Below are 19,180 nucleotides of genomic sequence, written 5' to 3'. Positions count from 1 at the left end.
AAATGTGAAAGGGTTTTAAATCAAATTTATCTTTCACAAAAAGGTAATCCATCGCCGAGTTTTCAACATATCAACAGACTGGCGCCTGTATTGAATGCGATTTTTAATATCAGGCTTATTTTCAGATATTTAAACGTGTGGAAAACTAATAAAACAGGCGGTTTTTATAATTGTTACTACTTAATTGTACCCATACTACTTAAACCATTAATATAGTGTGCAGTCATAAGTTTGTATACTTACTTAGCCATGAGAATAATAAGCATTTATTGGGATTATTATTTCGGTACCAACCACAGGCTTATTTTAAAAGCCTGTAAAGCCGGGGTATATTAATACCAGGGGCTGTGTATTGCAGCCTGATTAAAAAAGGATTTGCTATGTTATTTATTAATAAACCCATAGGGCATATTAGTAAATACCCCGCCGGTAATTACATCATTTGTTACCGAAACAATATTGCCACTACTGTCATAATTTGCTGTTTTATTACTGAAACTAAATGTACCGCTTATTAAACCACTGGCAGTATTTATTGATGAAATAGTGAAGGTGCCATTCCCCGAAGCTGCCGTTGCAACCGGTACAAACACGTAACTTCCGTTGTTATCTTTTTGTTGAGTGCTGTACACCATTAGTGGATTGCCAGAATTATTAACTGTATTGGCGCCCGTGGGAAAATCGTTTGTAGCAACAGCATTACTTAATGTAACTGTACAGGCTATTTGTTTTTGGCTATGTGTACCAGTAAAACTGAATACTTTAGTTTTGGTTGCAGTATTATAAATAATGGTAGCATTAAGCGTATCCGGCGTCCAACTTGTTCCATTTATAGTTGCTGTTAGTTGCGCTGGGGTTGTGGCAGGATCGCCCGAAGTGCTTTTTTTACAGTTTTGAAAAAACAGGATAAGCAGGATTGCTAATGCAGATAAGGAGATTTTTTTCATGATATAGGTAATTTCCCACGTTAACGGCGATGCTTAGGTATCCTGTATATCACTTACGTGTTTTTCACATATTTTAACATTTGAAATGAGGTCGAAGGTTGAAGATAAGTTGAGAAACAAGTTCGGCATGACGGTTTAGCATAACAAAAAGGGGAGCAATTGCTCCCCTTTTTGTTATGCTATAAGACCAATCTCTAATTAACCAGCCTTTAATCCCTATAATTAGTCAATCACCGTAACTTTAAGCATATTGGTTTTACCTTGCTTGGCAATTGGCACGGCAGCAGTATTAATAACTACATCGCCAATTTCAATCAGGTTTTCTTTTTTCAGGATGTTGTTTACATCGCTGATGGTTTTATCGGTGCTTTCTAATTTATCATAGTAAAACGCTTTTACACCCCAAACAAGGCTTAGTGCGTTCAACAGGTTTTTATTTGATGTAAAAATATAAGTGCTTGCCTTAGGGCGATGGCTTGAAATTTCGAAGGCTGTGTAGCCCGAGAAGGTCATGGATATAATACCCACTGCGTTAGTATGCCCCGCTAAATGCACGGCCGATTCGCAAACAGCGTTGCTAATGGTATTTGAAACAGGTATTTTATCGTATGCTTCTTTTGATGAGTTGAACGGATATCCCTGTTCTTCCACATTACGGACAATTTTGGCCATCGTTTCAATAACTATTACCGGGAATTCACCAACCGATGTTTCACCACTCAACATCACTGCGTCGGCACCATCTAATACCGAGTTAGCCACGTCGTTCACTTCGGCGCGTGTTGGGCGCGGGGTGGTGATCATGCTTTCCAGCATTTGGGTAGCAATAATAACAGGTTTTGAAGCCGCGCGGCATTTGCGGGCAATCATTTTTTGCAACAAGGGTACTTCTTCCAATGGCATTTCCACACCAAGGTCTCCGCGGGCTACCATTATACCATCAGTTGCTTCAATAATACCATCTATATTGTCAATAGCTTCGGGTTTTTCAATTTTAGCAATAACGCGCGATGCTTTTCCGCTACGGCTGATAATCCGTTTCAATTCCACAATATCCTCGGCAGTACGCACAAACGAAAGGCCTATCCACTCTACATCATTCGCCAAAGCAAAATCAAGGTTTATTAAGTCTTCTTCGGTTAAGCTTGGAATAGATACCTTGGTATTTGGCAGGTTAACGCCTTTGCGCGATGTCAGGATACCGCCGTGCACAACTTCGCAAACCACCAGATCTTTTTTGTTAGTTTCAATAACCTTCATTTGAATTTTGCCGTCGTCCAGCAAAATAATTTCGCCGGCTTTTACATCCTGCGGGAAGGTATCGTAGGTAATATATATCTGGTTATCATCGCCAATACATTCCTGCGTGGTCATGTTAATACGTTTACCATTGGCCAGGTGTATGCCGCCATCTTTAACCAAGCCTATGCGGATCTTCGGGCCTTGTAAATCGGCCAGGATACCTACGTTAACTTTATATTTATCGTTTATTTCGCGAATAATGTCGATTGTTTTCTGATGATCTTCAGGCCTGCCGTGCGAAAAGTTAAGGCGGCAAACGTTAACGCCCGCTTTTATCATAGCCATCAATACGTCTTTTTTAGCCGACGCAGGGCCCATTGTAGCAACTATTTTGGTTCTGTTGTAAGATAATTTCATATTTATTGGTTTAATACGGGCTTAGCAGCCGCAATATAGTGTATTTATAACACCTTGTAAAAATTGCGCTAAAATAACAGATTTTCCCGTGATTTTATCTTTTTCGGATCAATCTTTATCGCGGCTACCACTTCGGGTATTTTATTTAGGCCGTTAATAATATCATTAAGGTCCTGGTCGTCTATATAATTTTTGATCATTAAAAAATAATCGGCCTCGCGCATTTCAGGAATTAGAAGACCATCGGCACCCCGATTTGCGATAAGATAAAAGGAGGTTTCGCTTGCTTCCCAATAATACTCGTACATGGAAAAAGGTACCGCCTGGGCAGAAGTTGGATAAATATTTACCTCCAGATCATCAACCCGTACAAAATTAAAGTGCAAATACTTGTTCACAAGGTAACAAAGGCGATAATCTTTCTGGGCTGATGTTATAGCTATCAGCACAAAATCCAGGTCGATTTCAAACTTTAAAAGCTTTTTATTCAAAGTAATATACTTAAGTTCGTAAAATTACAAAACAGAAACATCAGGACTAAAATATTGTTACATTTAATACAAAGATTTTAGATTTGATATTTGATTTAATTTATTTTTCTTTGCACAGAATTAATTAATCATTTAAAACGTAAAGACTATGTCTGATATCGCTTCAAGAGTTAAAGCTATTATCGTAGAAAAATTAGGTGTTGACGAAAGTGAAGTTACACCTGAAGCAAGTTTCACCAACGACTTAGGTGCTGACTCTTTAGACACCGTGGAATTGATCATGGAGTTTGAAAAAGAATTTAACGTGGCCATCCCTGACGATCAGGCAGAAACCATTGGTACCGTTGGCCAAGCCATCGCTTACCTTGAAAAAAACGTTAAATAAGCTTCCTTTTTAACATTCTTAGATGGAGTTTAAAAGAGTTGTTGTAACCGGGCTTGGTGCTCTTACTCCTATTGGCAATACAGTTTCAGAATATTGGAACGGATTGATCAATGGAGTAAGCGGCGCAGCTTTGATTAAAAGTTTTGATACCACAAAATTCAAAACACAGTTTGCCTGTGAAGTAAAGAATTTTGATGCGGATGCTTTTTTAGGCAGAAAGGACGCACGTAAACTGGACCCTTTTGTTCAATACGCGCTGTATTCTACCGAAGAGGCTGTGAACGACGCCGGTTTAAATTTCGAAAAACTGGATACCAGCCGCATAGGTGTAATATGGGGTTCGGGCATTGGCGGCTTGAAAACCTTTTTAGACGAGGTGGTTACCTTTGCCAAAGGTGACGGTACGCCACGCTTCAATCCTTTCTTTATTCCTAAAATGATAGCTGATATAGCCCCGGGCCATATCTCTATTAAATACGGTTTACGCGGCCCTAACTTCACTACAGTTTCAGCCTGTGCATCATCAAACAATTCGTTAATTGATGCCTTTAACTACATCCGTTTAGGCAAAGCCAATATGTTTATCAGCGGTGGTAGCGAAGCTATTATTAATGAAGCTGGCATTGGTGGCTTTAATGCCATGCACGCCCTTTCAACCCGTAACGATGACCCTGCAACCGCCTCGAGGCCTTTTGATCTTGACCGCGACGGCTTTGTAGCTGGCGAAGGCGCAGGTACCATTATACTGGAAGAACTGGAGCATGCCAAGGCACGCGGCGCTAAAATTTATGCAGAAATGATGGGTGGCGGCATGAGTGCCGACGCTTATCACATGACTGCACCACACCCTGAAGGGTTAGGGGCGGCGCTTGTAATGAAAGCGGCCTTAGAAGATGCGGGCATGACATCAGCCGATATTGATTATGTGAACGTTCACGGCACATCGACCCCAATTGGCGACCCGCAAGAAGTAAAGGCAATAACCGACGCTTACGGCGATGATATTTACCGCATCAATGTTAGCTCAACCAAATCAATGACCGGTCATTTATTAGGTGCAGCTGGCGCAGTGGAAGCTATCGCAGCTATTATGGCTGTGAAGCACGATATTGTACCCCCTACTATAAACCACTTTACAGACGATCCGGCATTTGATCCACGTATTAATTTCACCTTTAACAAAGCACAAAAACGTGTGGTAAGGGCGGCGCAGAGTAATGGGTTTGGATTTGGCGGGCACAATGCTTCCGTTATATTTAAAAAATACGAAGACTAAAGTTTACTAAATGCCAATAACAGGGTTTTATAAGCTTTATCTGTCACCGAACAGAAAATATGTTAAACAATTAAATAATTTGCTCGGCTTTGTACCGGGCAATTTGTCTTTATACCGCATGGCATTCCGCCACAAATCGGTAGCCGCCAACGTAAAAAAGGGCGTAAAAAACAGTAATGAGCGGCTTGAGTTTTTAGGCGATGCCGTCTTGGGCAGCGTAGTAGCCGAGGTATTGTTTAAATTATACCCATATGGCGACGAAGGTTTCTTAACCGAACTACGATCAAAAATTGTAAGCCGGGTTAACCTTAACCAGCTGGCCCGCAAGCTGGGTTTTGAAAACCTGATTGAATATGATAATCGCATGGTAAGCAATACCCGCCAGGGATCTTTACTGGGTGATGCATTTGAGGCACTAATAGGCGCCGTATACCTTGATAAAGGTTATGATTTTACCAAGAATTTCCTGATCAACCATATCATCAAGTCGCACATTGACATCCATACACTTGAGCAAACTGAAACCAACTTTAAAAGTAAACTGATCGAATGGTGCCAACGCCATGGTAAAGATGTAAGTTTTGATTTGGCGGAGAACCAGGAAGGGGAAAGCACTAAACTATTTAGTGTACACGCTGTTATCGATGGTGAAATAATGGGCCTTGGCAAAGAATTCAGTAAAAAGAACGCGGAAAAATTAGCCGCGGAAAAGGCCTGCGAAGCTTTAGGAATATAAAGATTAGTGCAAAGAATTGCCTTCATACCAATTTTACTAAAGCTTTATTATGCTTTTTTAGAGAGCTTAGTAATATGTGTGAATAAGATAAAGCAAAAGAGCATATTCGATTAGTCTTTAAAACCTTTCAAATATGCTCTCCGATGCTTCTTTTTAAGTCGGGATGAGAAGATTCGAACTTCCGACCTCCAGCACCCCATGATTGCTCTATATTGCCTTTAATGTTGTTAAATCTGTTAATAAACGATGTATTTACACTTTGTTACCTTGTAAGGAGTAAACAAAGAGGTAAACATTTAAGAGTAAAGGTACAATCTTCGATAGTTTTATCATAAGCATAAGTTTAAGTGAATAAATGAATTATGATGCTCTACAGGCGTAAGGATTGACTAAATGCAAGGAGGAACGGAATAAATAGGTTTAGGTAGACATAGGAGCGTTTATGCCGTAGTTCCTTGCCTTGTGTCATATCCTCTTGCCTAACTTTGCTAATAATTCATTACTTCACCTACCTATGTCTATAATTTCCAATTCAAGAATTTCAATATTTCTTACTTTATAGGGGTAATACAAAAGCTGAATTGGATACAATGTTAATTCAATAAAATGAGGATTTCTTAGTTTATAGGGGTAGTTAAAATCTTGAATCAATATAAAAAATGATAGCTATTGCCACTCTAACCTGACTTTTTAAAAGGTAAAACTTCTTGGTGAAAGCTTAATGTCAATTGAGGAATGTTGAAATTTCTTGGTTTATAAAGGTATCGCAAAATCTTGAATCAGCATCATGGACAGTTAATAAGCAAGGGTATATACCCTCCGTTAATAGCTGGATATCGTGCGCGGATTCGCATAAGAACATCTTCCCTACCATTTAAAAGATAAACTCACTTTAAAACTACTACCAGTTGTACAAATCCCTACTATCATCTAATAATACATTGGGTAAGCTGTTAATCCCTGTAATTACCACAATGGAGGCTGTGTCTGAATACGTATTGCTGAAGACGTTTAATCCTTCATTCGGAAATAACACGTTAAATGAATACTGTTCCATCATTTCTTCAAGCCTTTTCTTTTCTACCCTTCCTATTGCCGAGCTAGTTATCGCTGAAATGATTACTCCTGTTTGGCGGCGGTCTTGATCAAAGATTTTTTTTATAAAGACCTTAAAAGAATTAGGTTTAGATTCACTCATGTAAACCAACTTCTCAGTAGGGGAAGGCAACAGCTTCACGTTGTCGTAAATCTCCACATTTTTGTTAATCATAGCTTTGATTAACTCACTCATATTGATAATTGGATTATCCAATACAACCATCGATTTTCTTTGCTTGTCTACGATAACATAGGTATCATTTCTTTTAACAAGAACATATCTTGAGTTAAGGTTATTCAGTATATCTCTCTGTAAGTCCATTATTGTTAACCTAAATACGGTGTATTGATATTGAATGTAATTCTCTGATGCCCTATCGGTAATATCACCGATTGAATTTGAGGAGAGCCTGAATCTTGAACAGATTCGAGCCATTGAATATCATATATACTCGGAAATACGGTTCCGTTAGGGTGCGTATGTTTAATCAAAATCTCCTTTTCATCAACAGGTAATGAAACGCTATTATTATCACCAATGTACAAAAAGTATCCCAACTTGCCGATTGTAAATACAACAGCGAATTCAATTTTAAATCTAACAGTAAGAGTTCTTAAAACCATGTCTGAAGGCAAGTTATCCAGGTATATAGCATATCCATACCTTGGCAAACCATTGTTTTCAAACATTTCTAATAGCTCTTCTGGGAGAAACATGCTAAGTTATGCTAATTCCTTGGCATACATTTCAGCTTGTTCCAGCACTGTATCGGTAGCACGAGCTTCATCGTCAGGTGGGTATTTATGGAAACGTAAAACTCGTTTTACTTCCCGCTTTACCCTGTCTTTAACCGATTGACGGACAGTCCAGTCAATTGTGGTGTTGCTTTTTACCCGTTGTACTAATTCCTTAGCGATGATAAGTAGCTTGCTATCCCCTAACATATCCATAGCCGATTGATTGCAGGCAAGGGCGTCATAAAATGCCTTCTCGGGCTCGGTTAACCCTAATGAGTTACCCAGCTCGGTTTCCCGGTTAACATCATGTGATAACTCAAGCAACAGTTCCATCATTTCAAGGGCGGTAATGGATTTGTTATTGTATTTATTGATAGCAGCCATTAGCTTTTCAGTAAGGCTTTTGTTAACTACAAGGTTCTTCTTAAAACGTATTTTAATTTGATCTGAGAGTAATTTCTTTAGTAACTCAATAGCGACATTCTTTTGCTTCATGTTACGTATCTCGTTCATGAAATCTTCGCTAAATATTGATACCTCGGGTTTGTCTAAGCCTGCCTGATCTAACAGATTTACTATGCCATCAGTTGCTATGGCGGTTTCAACCATTGATTTTATGGTGTTCTCAAACTCTCTGCGGCGTTGGCCGGTTACGGCTATATCGAATTTTGCTAACCGTGCTTTAACGGCCTGAAAGAATGCCACATCCTCTGTTATTATCTTAGCTTCCGGCTCTGATTTGGCTAAGGCATATGCCTGGCCTAACGAAGTAACTTCTTTGATATATCGCTCTTTGCCATTATCTAAGCCCAATATATGTTCTTCCGCTTCCAATATTATGTCCATTTTAACACCTGTACTGGCTTTGAAATAAGGCTTGTAATCGAAGTTGTGATACATCTGCTCAACAACTTCAAGCTTGGTAAGCATTAAGTTAACAGCTTCCGCAATGTCAAGTGTAATAGCGCCATTACCATTATTCTCCGTGTAAGTTTTTAAGGCCGCCTTCAGGTTGCCCGTTACTGGAACATAATCTACTATTAAGCCTCCTGGCTTATCATTAAATACCCTATTAACTCTTGCTATGGCCTGCATTAAGTTGTGGCCGCTCATGTCTTTGTCAAGATACAACGTATGCAATACCGGTGCATCAAAGCCCGTTAACCACATGTCAACCACAATAACCATTTGCAATGGGTCGCGCTTTTCTTTCAAACGTGCAGCTATTAATGCACGTTTGGCTTTGGTTCGGATATGATCTTGCAAATGCTTCTCATCAGATGAACTACCAGTCATTATAACTTTAACGCCCCCATACTCATCACGGGTGTCATGCCATTCAGGTTTGAGCGCTACTATCTCATTATATAAAGCCACTGCAATATTGCGATTCATAGCAACTATTAATGCTTTCCCGCTAAAGACCTCTGCACGGCTCTCAAAATGAATAAGTATATCCTTAGCTATCATTTTCAATCTTTCGGGATGACCAATGATTGCTTCTTGCCGTGTTGAACGCTCGATCGCCTTGTTAATAGTATATTCGGGCAACCCTTCGGCCACCATATTCAATTGATTCTCTAAATCTTCAGTAAATATCCTGTCAAGTTTCAGTTTTGCAAACCTATTTTCATAATAGATTGGCACGGTCGCTCCGTCCCTTACGGCGCGCTCTATGTCGTATATATCTACGTACTCACCAAATACGGCTTGAGTATTCTTATCATTACTTTCAACGGGTGTGCCTGTAAAGCCGATAAACGTTGCACCAGGCAAGGCATCGTGCATGTGCTTAGCAAAGCCATAAGTGGTTTCGTTACCAACTTCGTTGCCGGCAGCATCTTTTATATACCTAACCTTAGCTTCAAACCCATATTGAGTACGGTGGGCTTCATCAGCAATCACAATGATGTTGCGCCTATCGGATAGTTGTGCGAACTGCGTTGAACCTTCTTCGGGCAAGAACTTTTGTATGGTAGTGAAGAACACACCACCCGATTGCCGGTTTTTTAATTCTTTTACCAACGCTATTCTGCTCTCTATTTGTACAGGCACTTGCCTCAATAATTGCGAGCAATTGGCAAACGTATCGAAGAGTTGCTCATCCAGGTCGTTCCTGTCTGTAATAATAATTACTGTGGGGTTGTCAAGCGCTTTAACCAATAGGCCAGTAAAGAATACCATTGATAGCGATTTGCCCGAACCCTGTGTGTGCCAAACCACACCACCTTTACGGTTGCCTCCTTCAATACTGGCTTCCTGTGCCGATACGATAGCTTTCTTCACGGCATAGTATTGATGGTAAGCAGCTATTTTCTTCACCACTTCAATACGTACTGTTTTAGTAGCTAAGTCTTCAACTTTAGTCTTTTCAAATACAATAAAGTTTAATATCAGATCGGTAAGGACGGTTGTGTTTAATAACCCATCCATCATTACCGCGAGTTCGCTGGTCTTGTTAGAGGCGATAGTTTTACCATCAGCAGTTTTCCAAGCCATAAAGCGTGATATATCGCTAGTTATTGTACCTAATTTTGCTTCCAAGCCATCACTTATAATCTCGAAGCAGTTGTAATTAAACAATGTTGGTATCGTGCGATGATATGTTTGGAATTGATGGTATGCTTTCTCGACTGTTGCGTTGTGGTCTGTTGCATTTTTAAGTTCAAGCACAACAATTGGCACCCCGTTAAGATAAAGTATAACATCAGGCCGCTTATGCTGGCCATTCTCTATTATTGTTACCTGATGAGTAACATGCCATGAGTTATTAGAAGAATTTGCCTCGTCGATAAGCTTGGCCTTAACCGTTCTTTCTTCGCCATTATCAGTATAAACAACATCAACTCCTTCAACCAATAGCTTATGAAAGTATTGATTGCTCGCCATTAAATCACTATGCCCAGGTGTACGCAGCACTTCCTTTACAGCTTGTTGCAAAGTTGCTGATCCAATGGTTGGATTGATGCGTATTAAAGCATCTTGCAGATAAGTTTCAATGACAACATCAGCAAACCCGTTCCGAAGGGATGTATCAACATCGGGGTCAAGCTGGTGTGGATGGATATAGGTAAAGCCTTTAGTTTGCAATACCTCTATTACCCATAGCTCTATGTCATTTTCAACTACGCGTGTCATGCTTCGGCCATTTCGGTTAGTTTAACAGATCCGTTCATTAATTTAGATAGAAGGGTATCGCGTAGACTTTCTAATTGATGTATTTGTTTAATGTTGTTATTTATTTTCGCCAACAAAAGGGCGGTTCTTTCACTAAAAGCCGAAACTTTTAAGTTGTCAGGTCGTCTTAATCCTAAATTGGTTATTAAATCAGGACTAACTCGTTGATGACTTCCGCTTGTTCCTGAAGCAGCGCTGCTTAATGTATCCGTCACATCCGAAGATTTAAGAAAGAAATAAATGTACTCACGAAACGCGTCTTCTTTTGCTTCAAAAACCTGAAACTCCGTTGAACAAACGCTGATGTTTTCCGCTTCATGTATATACCAAACCCTTGAGGTTCCTGGATTTAATTTTGATATCAATGTTTGATTAGATCGAACCTGATATTTATTACTAAGAATGGCAGAACCAAATTCATGCTTAGGTTGCTTACCATGATCATAAGATGGCAAACTATAATGATGATAGATTTGATTTGGATTGGCTGCTGGATTTATACTTACTTTTACGTGGTTTGCAATTGTTGAAAAGGAAGTTTGCTCCCAACTATCCTGCGCCTCTACAATAAACATCTGCTTGAAAAAGGTTTCACCTAAAGACTCAAGTGTGTTGCTGTTGCGCTGTAACAAGTCTATTTTATCATCTATACTGCTGAGAACCTCAGTAATAGCAGAACTTATCTGTGGATCTTTAGGTGCGATAATATCTAACTTCCTCAATGATCCGAGTGTTATATAGGGCTGACTTGTGCCTGTTTTCTGTGCTTCTAATACGTTCCGACCAGTCTTAGACTGAAGGTAATAAAACAGCCATTTGGCTTTAACTTCATCGAGGGTCTTGTAAATCCCAACATTTTTAACAGCGTATTCAACAATCGCGTTTCTTTCAATATAACAAAAACCGCAATATTCTCCTATCATGCTTACAATGACATCCCACTGATCAACCTTACTTCGCCTGATGATTTTGTTGTAATCGTCCAAACTAATATGATAAGCGTTTTCGATATCAATTTCCCTTCCTTTAATATGCTTAGACGTAATTAGTGGCAAACCATTGGCGACTTGCTTAGGACTATCGTGCGTCCCATCTGTTACTTTATGACAATATTTGTCAGCCTTTAAAACCTCCCAACCAAATGGAATTAATCCATATTCTGTTTCAATCCAATCAGACATTTGAGGCCTCCACAATTTTAGAAAGGTTTGACTTAATTCTTTCATTCAGTGCCGATTCTTGTAACATTTGGTTATGCAGTTCTATTTGCAAATAATTAAACCGCTCAGTGAAGTCAAAATCATCCTCTTCGTCAGGTAGCCCTATAAATCTGCCGGGAGTTAATACAAAATCCATAGCTTCAATATCAGCCACAACAGTTGATTTGCAGAAACCAGGTATATCTTCGTATTCATCTCTGGTATTTAACCAATGATGGTAAGTCTCTGATATTTGTTTTATATCGTTTTCATCAAATTCTCGGGTACGCCTGTTAACCAAGTGCCCTAGGTTACGAGCGTCAATAAATAGTACTTCACCTTTACGTAAACGATTAGTATCACGATTTAAAAACCAAAGGCAAGCGGGTATTTGTGTATTTAGGAACAACTTTGTTGGTAGATTGATAATGCAGTCTATTACACCGGCCTCAACCATATTCTTTCTTATTTCATACTCACTACCTTGTTTAGTAGTTAATGCTCCTTTACTTAAAACGATTCCTGCTTTGCCTTTAGGCGCAAGGTGATACAAGAAATGTTGCAGCCAAGCGTAGTTAGCGTTGCCATTGGGTGGAACACCATATTTCCAACGTCCGTCCTGCCTAAGCAACTCCCCACTCCAATCTGACACATTAAAGGGTGGGTTGGCTATAATATAGTCGGCTTTCAAGTCGGGGTGTGCATCTTTAAGGAAGCTGCCTTCGCTATTCCATTTCACTTGTTCAGGGTCAATACCGCGTATGGCTAAATTCATTACGCACAGCTTCCATGTTGTTTGGTTGCTTTCCTGACCGTATATAGTAATATCATCAATTCTTCCCTGGTGTTGCTCAACAAACTTCTCAGACATTACAAACATACCACCACTACCACAGCAAGGGTCGTAAACCTTACCCTTTGTTGGTTCGAGCATAGCGATAAGTAATGATACTACTGAGCGAGGCGTGTAAAATTGGCCGCCTTTACGGCCTTCTGCTAACGCGAATTGACCAAGAAAGTATTCGTATACTACGCCAAATAAGTCTTTACGTTGGGCAGCCTCTGTGCCCAAATCCATGTTGTTAATTAAGTCTATAAGTTCGCCAAGCGTAACTTTATCAAGCTTTGATTGCGCAAATTGCTTAAACAATACACCGCGTATCTTCGGGTTGTCCTTTTCAATCAAATCCATCGCTGTGTCAACTTCCTCGCCAATGGTTGGCAGTTTAGCCCTGGTTACTATGTAATTCCAGCGGGCTTTCTCCGGTACAAAGAATACATACTCTGCGCTGTAAACCAACTTATCTTCGGGGTCGTCATAAGCATACTCGCCCTCCTTCTTTAATATCTTTTGGTGCAATACATCAAAGGCATCGGAAACGTACTTTAGAAACAGTAAGCCTAACACGTAGCTTTTGTATTCGGCAGCATCAATGTTCTTACGAAGCTTATCGGCAGTGAGGAACAGTATCTGTTCCATTGGTTTATTATCCTGAGGTTTAGCTGGTTTAGTTTTAGCCATATCTACAATACGTGATTTGCTAAGTTATGAGATTAATAGCAGTTTGAAAGTTAAATATACAGATTGGCTGCTACCAATCAAATAGCAATCCTTGTCTGCCATTTATAGGGTGAGCCGCACTCACAGGATTGAAAGGCGTACTGAACTTTGACTTATCATTATTACCTCTTAAAGGTCTAAGCCAAATGCGGCTCTTTTCAGGCTCGGTAAATTCGATGTAATAAGGTATATAATGTGTACCGACCAAAGTTGTGCAAATTTGGTAGCCCGTGTAAAACTCGTTGCTTAAACTGTTCATGTGTGCTATTTCACCTTGTAAAGAGTTAAATAGCATATTGATCAAAGCCATTTTACAGCAAGTCAAATCAAGGTCAGCACCGTAAAGCTGTAAAGAACGGTCTATCTTAGCTGTGGCTAATAGCATCCTGCCACTGCCGCAAGCAGGATCTAAAACGGTTTGCGATACCCGAGAGGTTGTGCCGATTTGCATCATCGCCATCATATCGCACAAGTGCTGAGGAGTGAAGTATTGCCCCATGTGACCCTTAGATATTGCGTGCATATAAAGTTCGCCCAGCGGGTCTGTAAAGCCATCTGCGAGGTCACCAATCATAGTGATAAGAGTTGTTAATTGCTTGACTTTGGGGTGGGTTTGATAAGCCTCAATGACGGATTGCTGTTCGGTTTCATTGTTGCACTTTTTGAAGAGTAACAGCGTCCAATTCAGCATTTCAGTGAATACAGTAGGCAGTGATTGGCCGTAGGCAAATCGTTCGAACTCGGTTAGCAGGTGTTTAATCTGTGTCATGGCAGAAAGTTTTTAGTCGAGGGAATTCTCGAACGAACTCACTGCTGAACAGCAGAATAAAGGCAAGGTGGAGATATAAGTAAATGCGGAGGCTCCCGATGGGATACCCATTTACGTTATACTACCTTGAACGAAGTGACTGTATTACTGTTGTGAGGCTAACTTTGAGTAGAGAATCCGTATCGAATCACTTTTTTAGGGAATTTGAGTATTATTGTCGAACAGCCTATTAACCGTAATGATATGAATTATAAATATGTAAAGAACATAGGGAATGGAGGTTTCGGAATAGTCGATAAGGTGCTTGGTAACGATGGCAAGCACTATGCGAGGAAAACTTTTCAAGTTAATCAAGGTCCGGGCTTTCCATTGAATTTGGAAGCTAACGTAAAAAAACGTTTTATCAGAGAAGCAAAGATGCAAAGTGGTCTTGTTCATCCGAATATCGTTCCCGTCATAGAGAAAGATTTGGATTCAGATCCGCCATCATTCATCATGCCTTTGGCTAATAGCACCTTGGAGGAGGATTTGACGAAAGATAACACTCTCAATGGTAATTACATGAATGCGATATTGGATATCATAGCAGGCTTAGAGGAACTACATGCTATGTCAATTTATCACAGAGATTTGAAACCAGCAAACGTATTAGGCTACATTGATCCTGCAACTGGCGTTACTAATTACGCTATCACTGATTTTGGTTTAATGTCAATCTCTGTAACCAACATTTCAGCTATTACCCAAACAGGGATGAGGATGAAATCCGATTATTACACTGCGCCTGAAATTGTAAAGGATTTGAAGAAAGCTTCCGCTCAAAGCGATATATATTCGTTAGGTTGCATTTTGCATGATATGGTCGCTACAGATGACAGGATACCGTGTAATGAAATTAAGGATTCATGTGACTTTGGCGGAATTCTTTTAGCTTGCACAAGGCAAGATCCAGCGAGAAGATTTAAAAGTGTTACAGCTGTCCGGGATGCACTATTGTCTTTGGGTCAGGTAAGTCTGAAACCTAAAACCTATCATGGGGCACAAATATTTGATTTGCTTGCTAAAGATGCGGATGATCTCGACGAACATGAATGGCAAAGCATAGTTGATTTCATTGACGACAATGCTGATAGCGATGACTCTAAAGCTGTATTGAGAAAGTTGTCTTTAAAACAAATTGATGCAATCATCCTTGGACATCCCAAATTGGCTGCTAAACTTGGTATAATATATGCTGACTGGATAAGAACTGAGTCTTTCTTATGGGATCAGTGTGATGGCTTGAGTATCAGGCTCGAAAAGTTTATAAATTCAGGCAAAACTGATGTCAAGGCTGAATGCCTAATGGCTATGCTTTATTTAGGTACAAGTCATAATCGTTTTTACGTTGAACGCAAATTTGCAAGGCTTATAAATAAGGAATTGGAATTGGATGTAGCTAAAAGATTAGCAATAGAGTTACGAGCAGATAGCGAAGACGCATGTCGGGCTATCAGTCATTTAAAAAGGTCTATTGATGTAACACTAAGTGAAATCCATCCTTTGCTAAATGAAACTATAAAGGAAATTTGCTATGCAAGATAGTCACTACATATTTACTGAAATTGGGCCAAGGCTTGAAAATCAAGACGCAGTACATGTTGGCATCAAAGCACAGTATTTAATTGCGTGCCTTGCAGATGGCGTTGGAGGGGAAAATTGCGGGAGTATCGCTTCTACACAAAGTATTCAATACTTTATCGAAATGGTTAATCCCAAAGAAGAACGACTTGACGTAACTATCCAAGAAGTACATAACGAAATAGTTTTATTACAAGCTAAGGACCCTCGATGCAAAGGTATGGCATCTACCTTCACAGCGTGTGTCATCGACGGGATGAAACTTGTCGGTTGTCAAGTTGGCGACACAAGGCTTTGTGTTTTGCGAGGAAACGGAATTAAACAATTGACTGAATTGCATACTGAAGCTAATCGACTTTATAAATCAGGTCAGTTAACAAAAGAAGCTTATGCAAATTATCCCAGAAAAAACATTATAGAAAGTGCAATCGGAATGAAGACTGTACCCAAAGTACAGATTTTTGAATTTGAGTTGCACCCTAAAGATAGGTTGCTACTAACTAGTGATGGAATTCATGACTTGGTCACTAAAAGAGAGTTTAGAGACCTATCATTGAAAAGTGAGACAATTGAAAGTTTTGGGGAGAATATTAAAGGATGCTTGAAAAATAAAGTACTTCAGGATAACGCTTCTTTTATCGTCATTGGTATATAATGCTATCGAGCCTGTAAAACCAACGATGGCGAAGCAAAGTTGGTTGCGAGTAAAGCAAAAGGTCTCGGTAGAGAAAGCCTGCAAGGTGACTACCGAGTATCTACGACAAATAACTGGCGATGTGAATGAGCACTGTGGAGTTTGTATTATCAATCATTGGTAACATAGACGTGGCATAAGTAATGCAATAGATTAGTTAGAGCTTTCAATATACCTTAGCCATTCCGCATTTTCAAGAATATATTTTTCATCGATTTCGCTTAGCTCCATCAAATCACGCAATGTTCTACCAACTTTGGTTAATCCTAAGTTGACAAAGTGGTCGGATGGTATCATAAACTCTAGTTTAAATTCTAGCTCTGCTATTACCCCCATTTGTTTCATCTCTTCTACTTCCAAAGCTAAATCGGCTTTAGACGATTTTAATGGGGCCTGTGTAGAAAAACCTACTTTATTTGAAGTAGATAAAGTATAAAGTAACTCGGTACCAGGTAATGGTTTTCTCCGTTTAATTAGTTCGAATTTCGCACTATTCGCAAGCAGTTCTAACATCGTAAGCTGTCTAAACGACAACTTATCAGCGAGTCTCAATAGTAAATTTGCATAACCCCTGTCAATATTGGATTCAAAGTATATATTCGCAACAAGATAGCCATAGTGTTTTATTTTCAGCTCCTCGAACTCACGTTGTGCGAATTGTAAAGCACCTTCTAATATTTCTTGTGAAGCAGAACGTTCATTACTATCTCCATTGAATAACCCATCAGTCCTTGGCTGTTCGCCATTTTGAACCCTTTGATTAATTTTAGAAAGGGCATAACTAAATGCTGCGCCAACCCTAACTCGTTCACGATCTCCAAGGATACTTTGCTTTATATCCGCTCCGATCGATGCAAATGTTTCAATAATTATTGGAGACATTACACTTCCAACCATTGCGCCTTCAATCCCGGGAAAATGTGCACCTAATCCTGTAGCGATAGCCGTTCCAGTGATGGAAGAACCTAAACGAATCCAATCAGTGATAGCTTTTGGATCAACTTTTATGCTTGACGGAATTAATTTAGAATGACTCATCTGCTAATATAAAGAATTTAGCTCACCGTTCCTACGCGAATAGAGCCTGTCGTCCCTCAAAAGAAACGCGTGAGCGTGATTGAGGGAATGCTTCACAAAGGCTTGGCGCTGGTTTTGACTTTGGGCCTGTGCGTTGCAACTTCAAAACCTGTGATCAAGACTGAAGCGACAGGCGAGGCGTAGGTGAGCAAAATTGTGATGAGCGATTTGCTTAATATAATAAACGTTGCAAGCTTCACCTGGTTGCAAACCAAGTGAAGTGAAGCATTAGTGAATGTATTAAAAGCAAGAGGAAGCGAATATGGAGCAACGTCATTCGCTATTGCCAAAGTGGGTGCCGGATTGCGACAACGGAGCAGTTACCTTTTAAAGTGTCAGCATGACTATTTACAAGGTAACAACATCTGGCGACTGCTTTGCAGCGTTTCAGTTGCGAAATGCGAATGTTCCTGTGCGGTATGGCCTGTACGGTTGGACAAGTCAGAAGCGCAGCTATCCTTTGCTCTCTTAAGCAACTCCCGAGGGTAAAGGAATAGCGTAGCTTATGATAAAAAATTTGAGGTTTACCACCATAAACTTCACGGGCAGTCCACCATGTTGAAGATTAAAGTTTCTGTTATGTGTTTAACTAATTGAATATAAGCTAATTGACAACGGTTTCATATTGTTAGCATTGTGCAAAAAAACGACGTTATGTGCAAAACTATGGCGTACAAAAGATTTGTTAGGCCCTTATCTTTGTAAAAGCGAAAAGGAAGCGCAATGCTTCCTTTCGACCTGTTTGATTTGCAAATGGTAACCTGGCAAGGTTATCAAGAGAACTGACTTAAATGCTTTATATGCAAGTTTAGCAGTCCGTTGGGGTCCTGGGTAGGTGACAGCCTATTCCAGGACTTTTTTGTTATATTAAATTTGATATAACAAATGTAAGAGGATAATAAGAAACTTAATTAACATAAGCAAAAGAATTCTCAACAAACGTACGAGAAGAACTACAAGCACAAGAACCAAAAGGAGCACGAGCACAACGAAAAATCAGAACAACGAGAAGAGATTGCACAATGCGACACGTAAACTAAACGCGAGCAACGAGGGATTAGTGAGTTTGCGATGTTGTAGGAAGGTTCTTATAGTTAGAACATAGATGGAATTTTGCTTTGTATATCCTCAAGCAGGCTTCTCAAGCGTGCATTTTCATCTGTCAGTTCCATTATGGTCACTTCATGTTTTGCAGTCAACAGGCTCTCGGTTGCTGAATAATTGACAAACTTTTTATATAATCGAGTGATGTCCTCTATTGTAGCTTTGCAGGTCAAAGTAAGCTCTCTATGGAATGGGTCGGTATAAGTGAAACGTATTGGTTCTGTAACATAAGATATTGTATCCACTGAAGGATCGTATTTAGGCAATATACTTTCAATAGCTACGCTCCATCCATTGATTACAAAAACATTGCCGCCACTAAAGCTGTTAACTCCATAACTTTTATGTGTTAAGTAAACCTCTACGTAAGGCACACTTCTAACCTGCGTGAATGTTCCAAATGTTGATTGGTTACCAAGAACCAATGTTACAGTCATAAATGAAAAGTCTGATGATGTTAGGACATCTCTTCTTTGAAACTGGAATTCAGAGTTAATGACAAAGTATTGTGTCTCCTTAGATATTGGCATAACAGTTGATTTTAAGCAATATATAAATTATTCCTTAACCTATTAATGTTGGGTTGTATTTCATGTTTTAAAAAGAGCCAACGAGTGCGGCAGGCTCTGTTATTTAATTAATTTACCTT

The 19,180-nt window shown here is 39.6% G+C and carries 16 protein-coding genes; 5 read left to right on the top strand and 11 right to left on the bottom strand.

Annotated elements, in window-relative coordinates:
* Positions 1–383: 383 nt before the first annotated feature.
* From IRJ18_RS20375 to IRJ18_RS20365, 3 genes are all read right to left on the bottom strand, one after another.
* Positions 384–947, bottom strand: a complete 564-nt coding sequence (locus IRJ18_RS20375; protein ID WP_194108122.1) for a hypothetical protein — start codon at positions 945–947, stop codon at positions 384–386.
* Positions 948–1,169: 222 nt separating this feature from the next.
* Positions 1,170–2,606 (bottom strand): pyruvate kinase, encoded by a 1,437-nt coding sequence (gene pyk, locus IRJ18_RS20370; RefSeq protein ID WP_194108121.1) that lies wholly within the window; start codon positions 2,604–2,606, stop codon positions 1,170–1,172.
* Between the two features lie 68 nt (positions 2,607–2,674).
* Positions 2,675–3,097: an IPExxxVDY family protein gene (locus IRJ18_RS20365; protein ID WP_194108120.1), complete on the bottom strand. Its 423-nt coding sequence runs from the start codon at positions 3,095–3,097 to the stop codon at positions 2,675–2,677.
* A gap of 148 nt (positions 3,098–3,245) precedes the next feature.
* On the opposite strand from IRJ18_RS20365, the gene IRJ18_RS20360 reads away from it, so the two are divergent.
* From IRJ18_RS20360 to rnc, 3 genes are read left to right on the top strand one after another with little or no spacing between them, the layout of a single operon-like run.
* Entirely contained in the window at positions 3,246–3,482 is a 237-nt protein-coding gene (locus IRJ18_RS20360; protein WP_008508386.1) for an acyl carrier protein, read from the top strand.
* Positions 3,483–3,504: 22 nt separating this feature from the next.
* On the top strand, positions 3,505–4,758 hold the full coding sequence (gene fabF / locus IRJ18_RS20355) for a beta-ketoacyl-ACP synthase II (protein ID WP_194108119.1): 1,254 nt from the start codon (positions 3,505–3,507) through the stop codon (positions 4,756–4,758).
* Between the two features lie 10 nt (positions 4,759–4,768).
* Entirely contained in the window at positions 4,769–5,494 is a 726-nt protein-coding gene (gene rnc / locus IRJ18_RS20350) for a ribonuclease III (RefSeq protein ID WP_194108118.1), read from the top strand.
* Positions 5,495–6,395: 901 nt separating this feature from the next.
* Here rnc and IRJ18_RS20345 read toward each other — a convergent pair.
* From IRJ18_RS20345 to IRJ18_RS20320, 6 genes are all read right to left on the bottom strand, one after another.
* Entirely contained in the window at positions 6,396–6,914 is a 519-nt protein-coding gene (locus IRJ18_RS20345; RefSeq protein WP_194108117.1) for a hypothetical protein, read from the bottom strand.
* 5 nt (positions 6,915–6,919) lie between these two features.
* Positions 6,920–7,309, bottom strand: coding sequence for a hypothetical protein (locus IRJ18_RS20340; RefSeq protein ID WP_194108116.1), 390 nt, complete (start codon positions 7,307–7,309; stop codon positions 6,920–6,922).
* A gap of 6 nt (positions 7,310–7,315) precedes the next feature.
* Positions 7,316–10,468, bottom strand: a complete 3,153-nt coding sequence (locus IRJ18_RS20335; RefSeq protein ID WP_194108115.1) for a type I restriction endonuclease subunit R — start codon at positions 10,466–10,468, stop codon at positions 7,316–7,318.
* Positions 10,465–11,733 carry a restriction endonuclease subunit S gene (locus IRJ18_RS20330; protein WP_194108114.1) on the bottom strand — a complete coding sequence of 423 codons (1,269 nt, stop codon included), beginning with the start codon at positions 11,731–11,733 and terminating at the stop codon, positions 10,465–10,467. The genes IRJ18_RS20335 and IRJ18_RS20330 overlap by 4 nt, the downstream gene beginning before the upstream one ends.
* Entirely contained in the window at positions 11,681–13,228 is a 1,548-nt protein-coding gene (locus IRJ18_RS20325) for a type I restriction-modification system subunit M (protein WP_194108113.1), read from the bottom strand. Before IRJ18_RS20325 ends, IRJ18_RS20330 begins: the two co-directional genes overlap by 53 nt.
* A gap of 70 nt (positions 13,229–13,298) precedes the next feature.
* Complete coding sequence (locus IRJ18_RS20320; protein WP_194108112.1) at positions 13,299–14,036, bottom strand: N-6 DNA methylase; 738 nt, start codon at positions 14,034–14,036, stop codon at positions 13,299–13,301.
* Positions 14,037–14,279: 243 nt separating this feature from the next.
* Between IRJ18_RS20320 and IRJ18_RS20315 the strand changes: the two genes are divergently transcribed.
* On the top strand, positions 14,280–15,620 hold the full coding sequence (locus IRJ18_RS20315) for a serine/threonine-protein kinase (RefSeq protein ID WP_194108111.1): 1,341 nt from the start codon (positions 14,280–14,282) through the stop codon (positions 15,618–15,620).
* Positions 15,610–16,311, top strand: a complete 702-nt coding sequence (locus tag IRJ18_RS20310; RefSeq protein WP_194108110.1) for a PP2C family protein-serine/threonine phosphatase — start codon at positions 15,610–15,612, stop codon at positions 16,309–16,311. Before IRJ18_RS20315 ends, IRJ18_RS20310 begins: the two co-directional genes overlap by 11 nt.
* A 192-nt stretch (positions 16,312–16,503) precedes the next feature.
* On the opposite strand, the gene IRJ18_RS20305 is transcribed toward IRJ18_RS20310, so the two are convergent.
* The gene (locus IRJ18_RS20305; RefSeq protein WP_194108109.1) at positions 16,504–17,388 is read right to left on the bottom strand and encodes a hypothetical protein; all 885 of its coding nucleotides are present in this window, start codon (positions 17,386–17,388) and stop codon (positions 16,504–16,506) included.
* Positions 17,389–18,521: 1,133 nt separating this feature from the next.
* On the bottom strand, positions 18,522–19,061 hold the full coding sequence (locus IRJ18_RS20300; RefSeq protein ID WP_194108108.1) for a hypothetical protein: 540 nt from the start codon (positions 19,059–19,061) through the stop codon (positions 18,522–18,524).
* Between the last annotated feature and the right edge of the window lie 119 nt (positions 19,062–19,180).

The sequence above is a fragment of the Mucilaginibacter boryungensis genome (assembly GCF_015221995.1).
GTDB classification, from domain to species: Bacteria; Bacteroidota; Bacteroidia; order Sphingobacteriales; family Sphingobacteriaceae; genus Mucilaginibacter; species Mucilaginibacter boryungensis.
The sequence above is the reverse complement of the archived record's forward strand: the minus strand, read 5'-3'. Positions and strand labels throughout refer to the sequence as shown.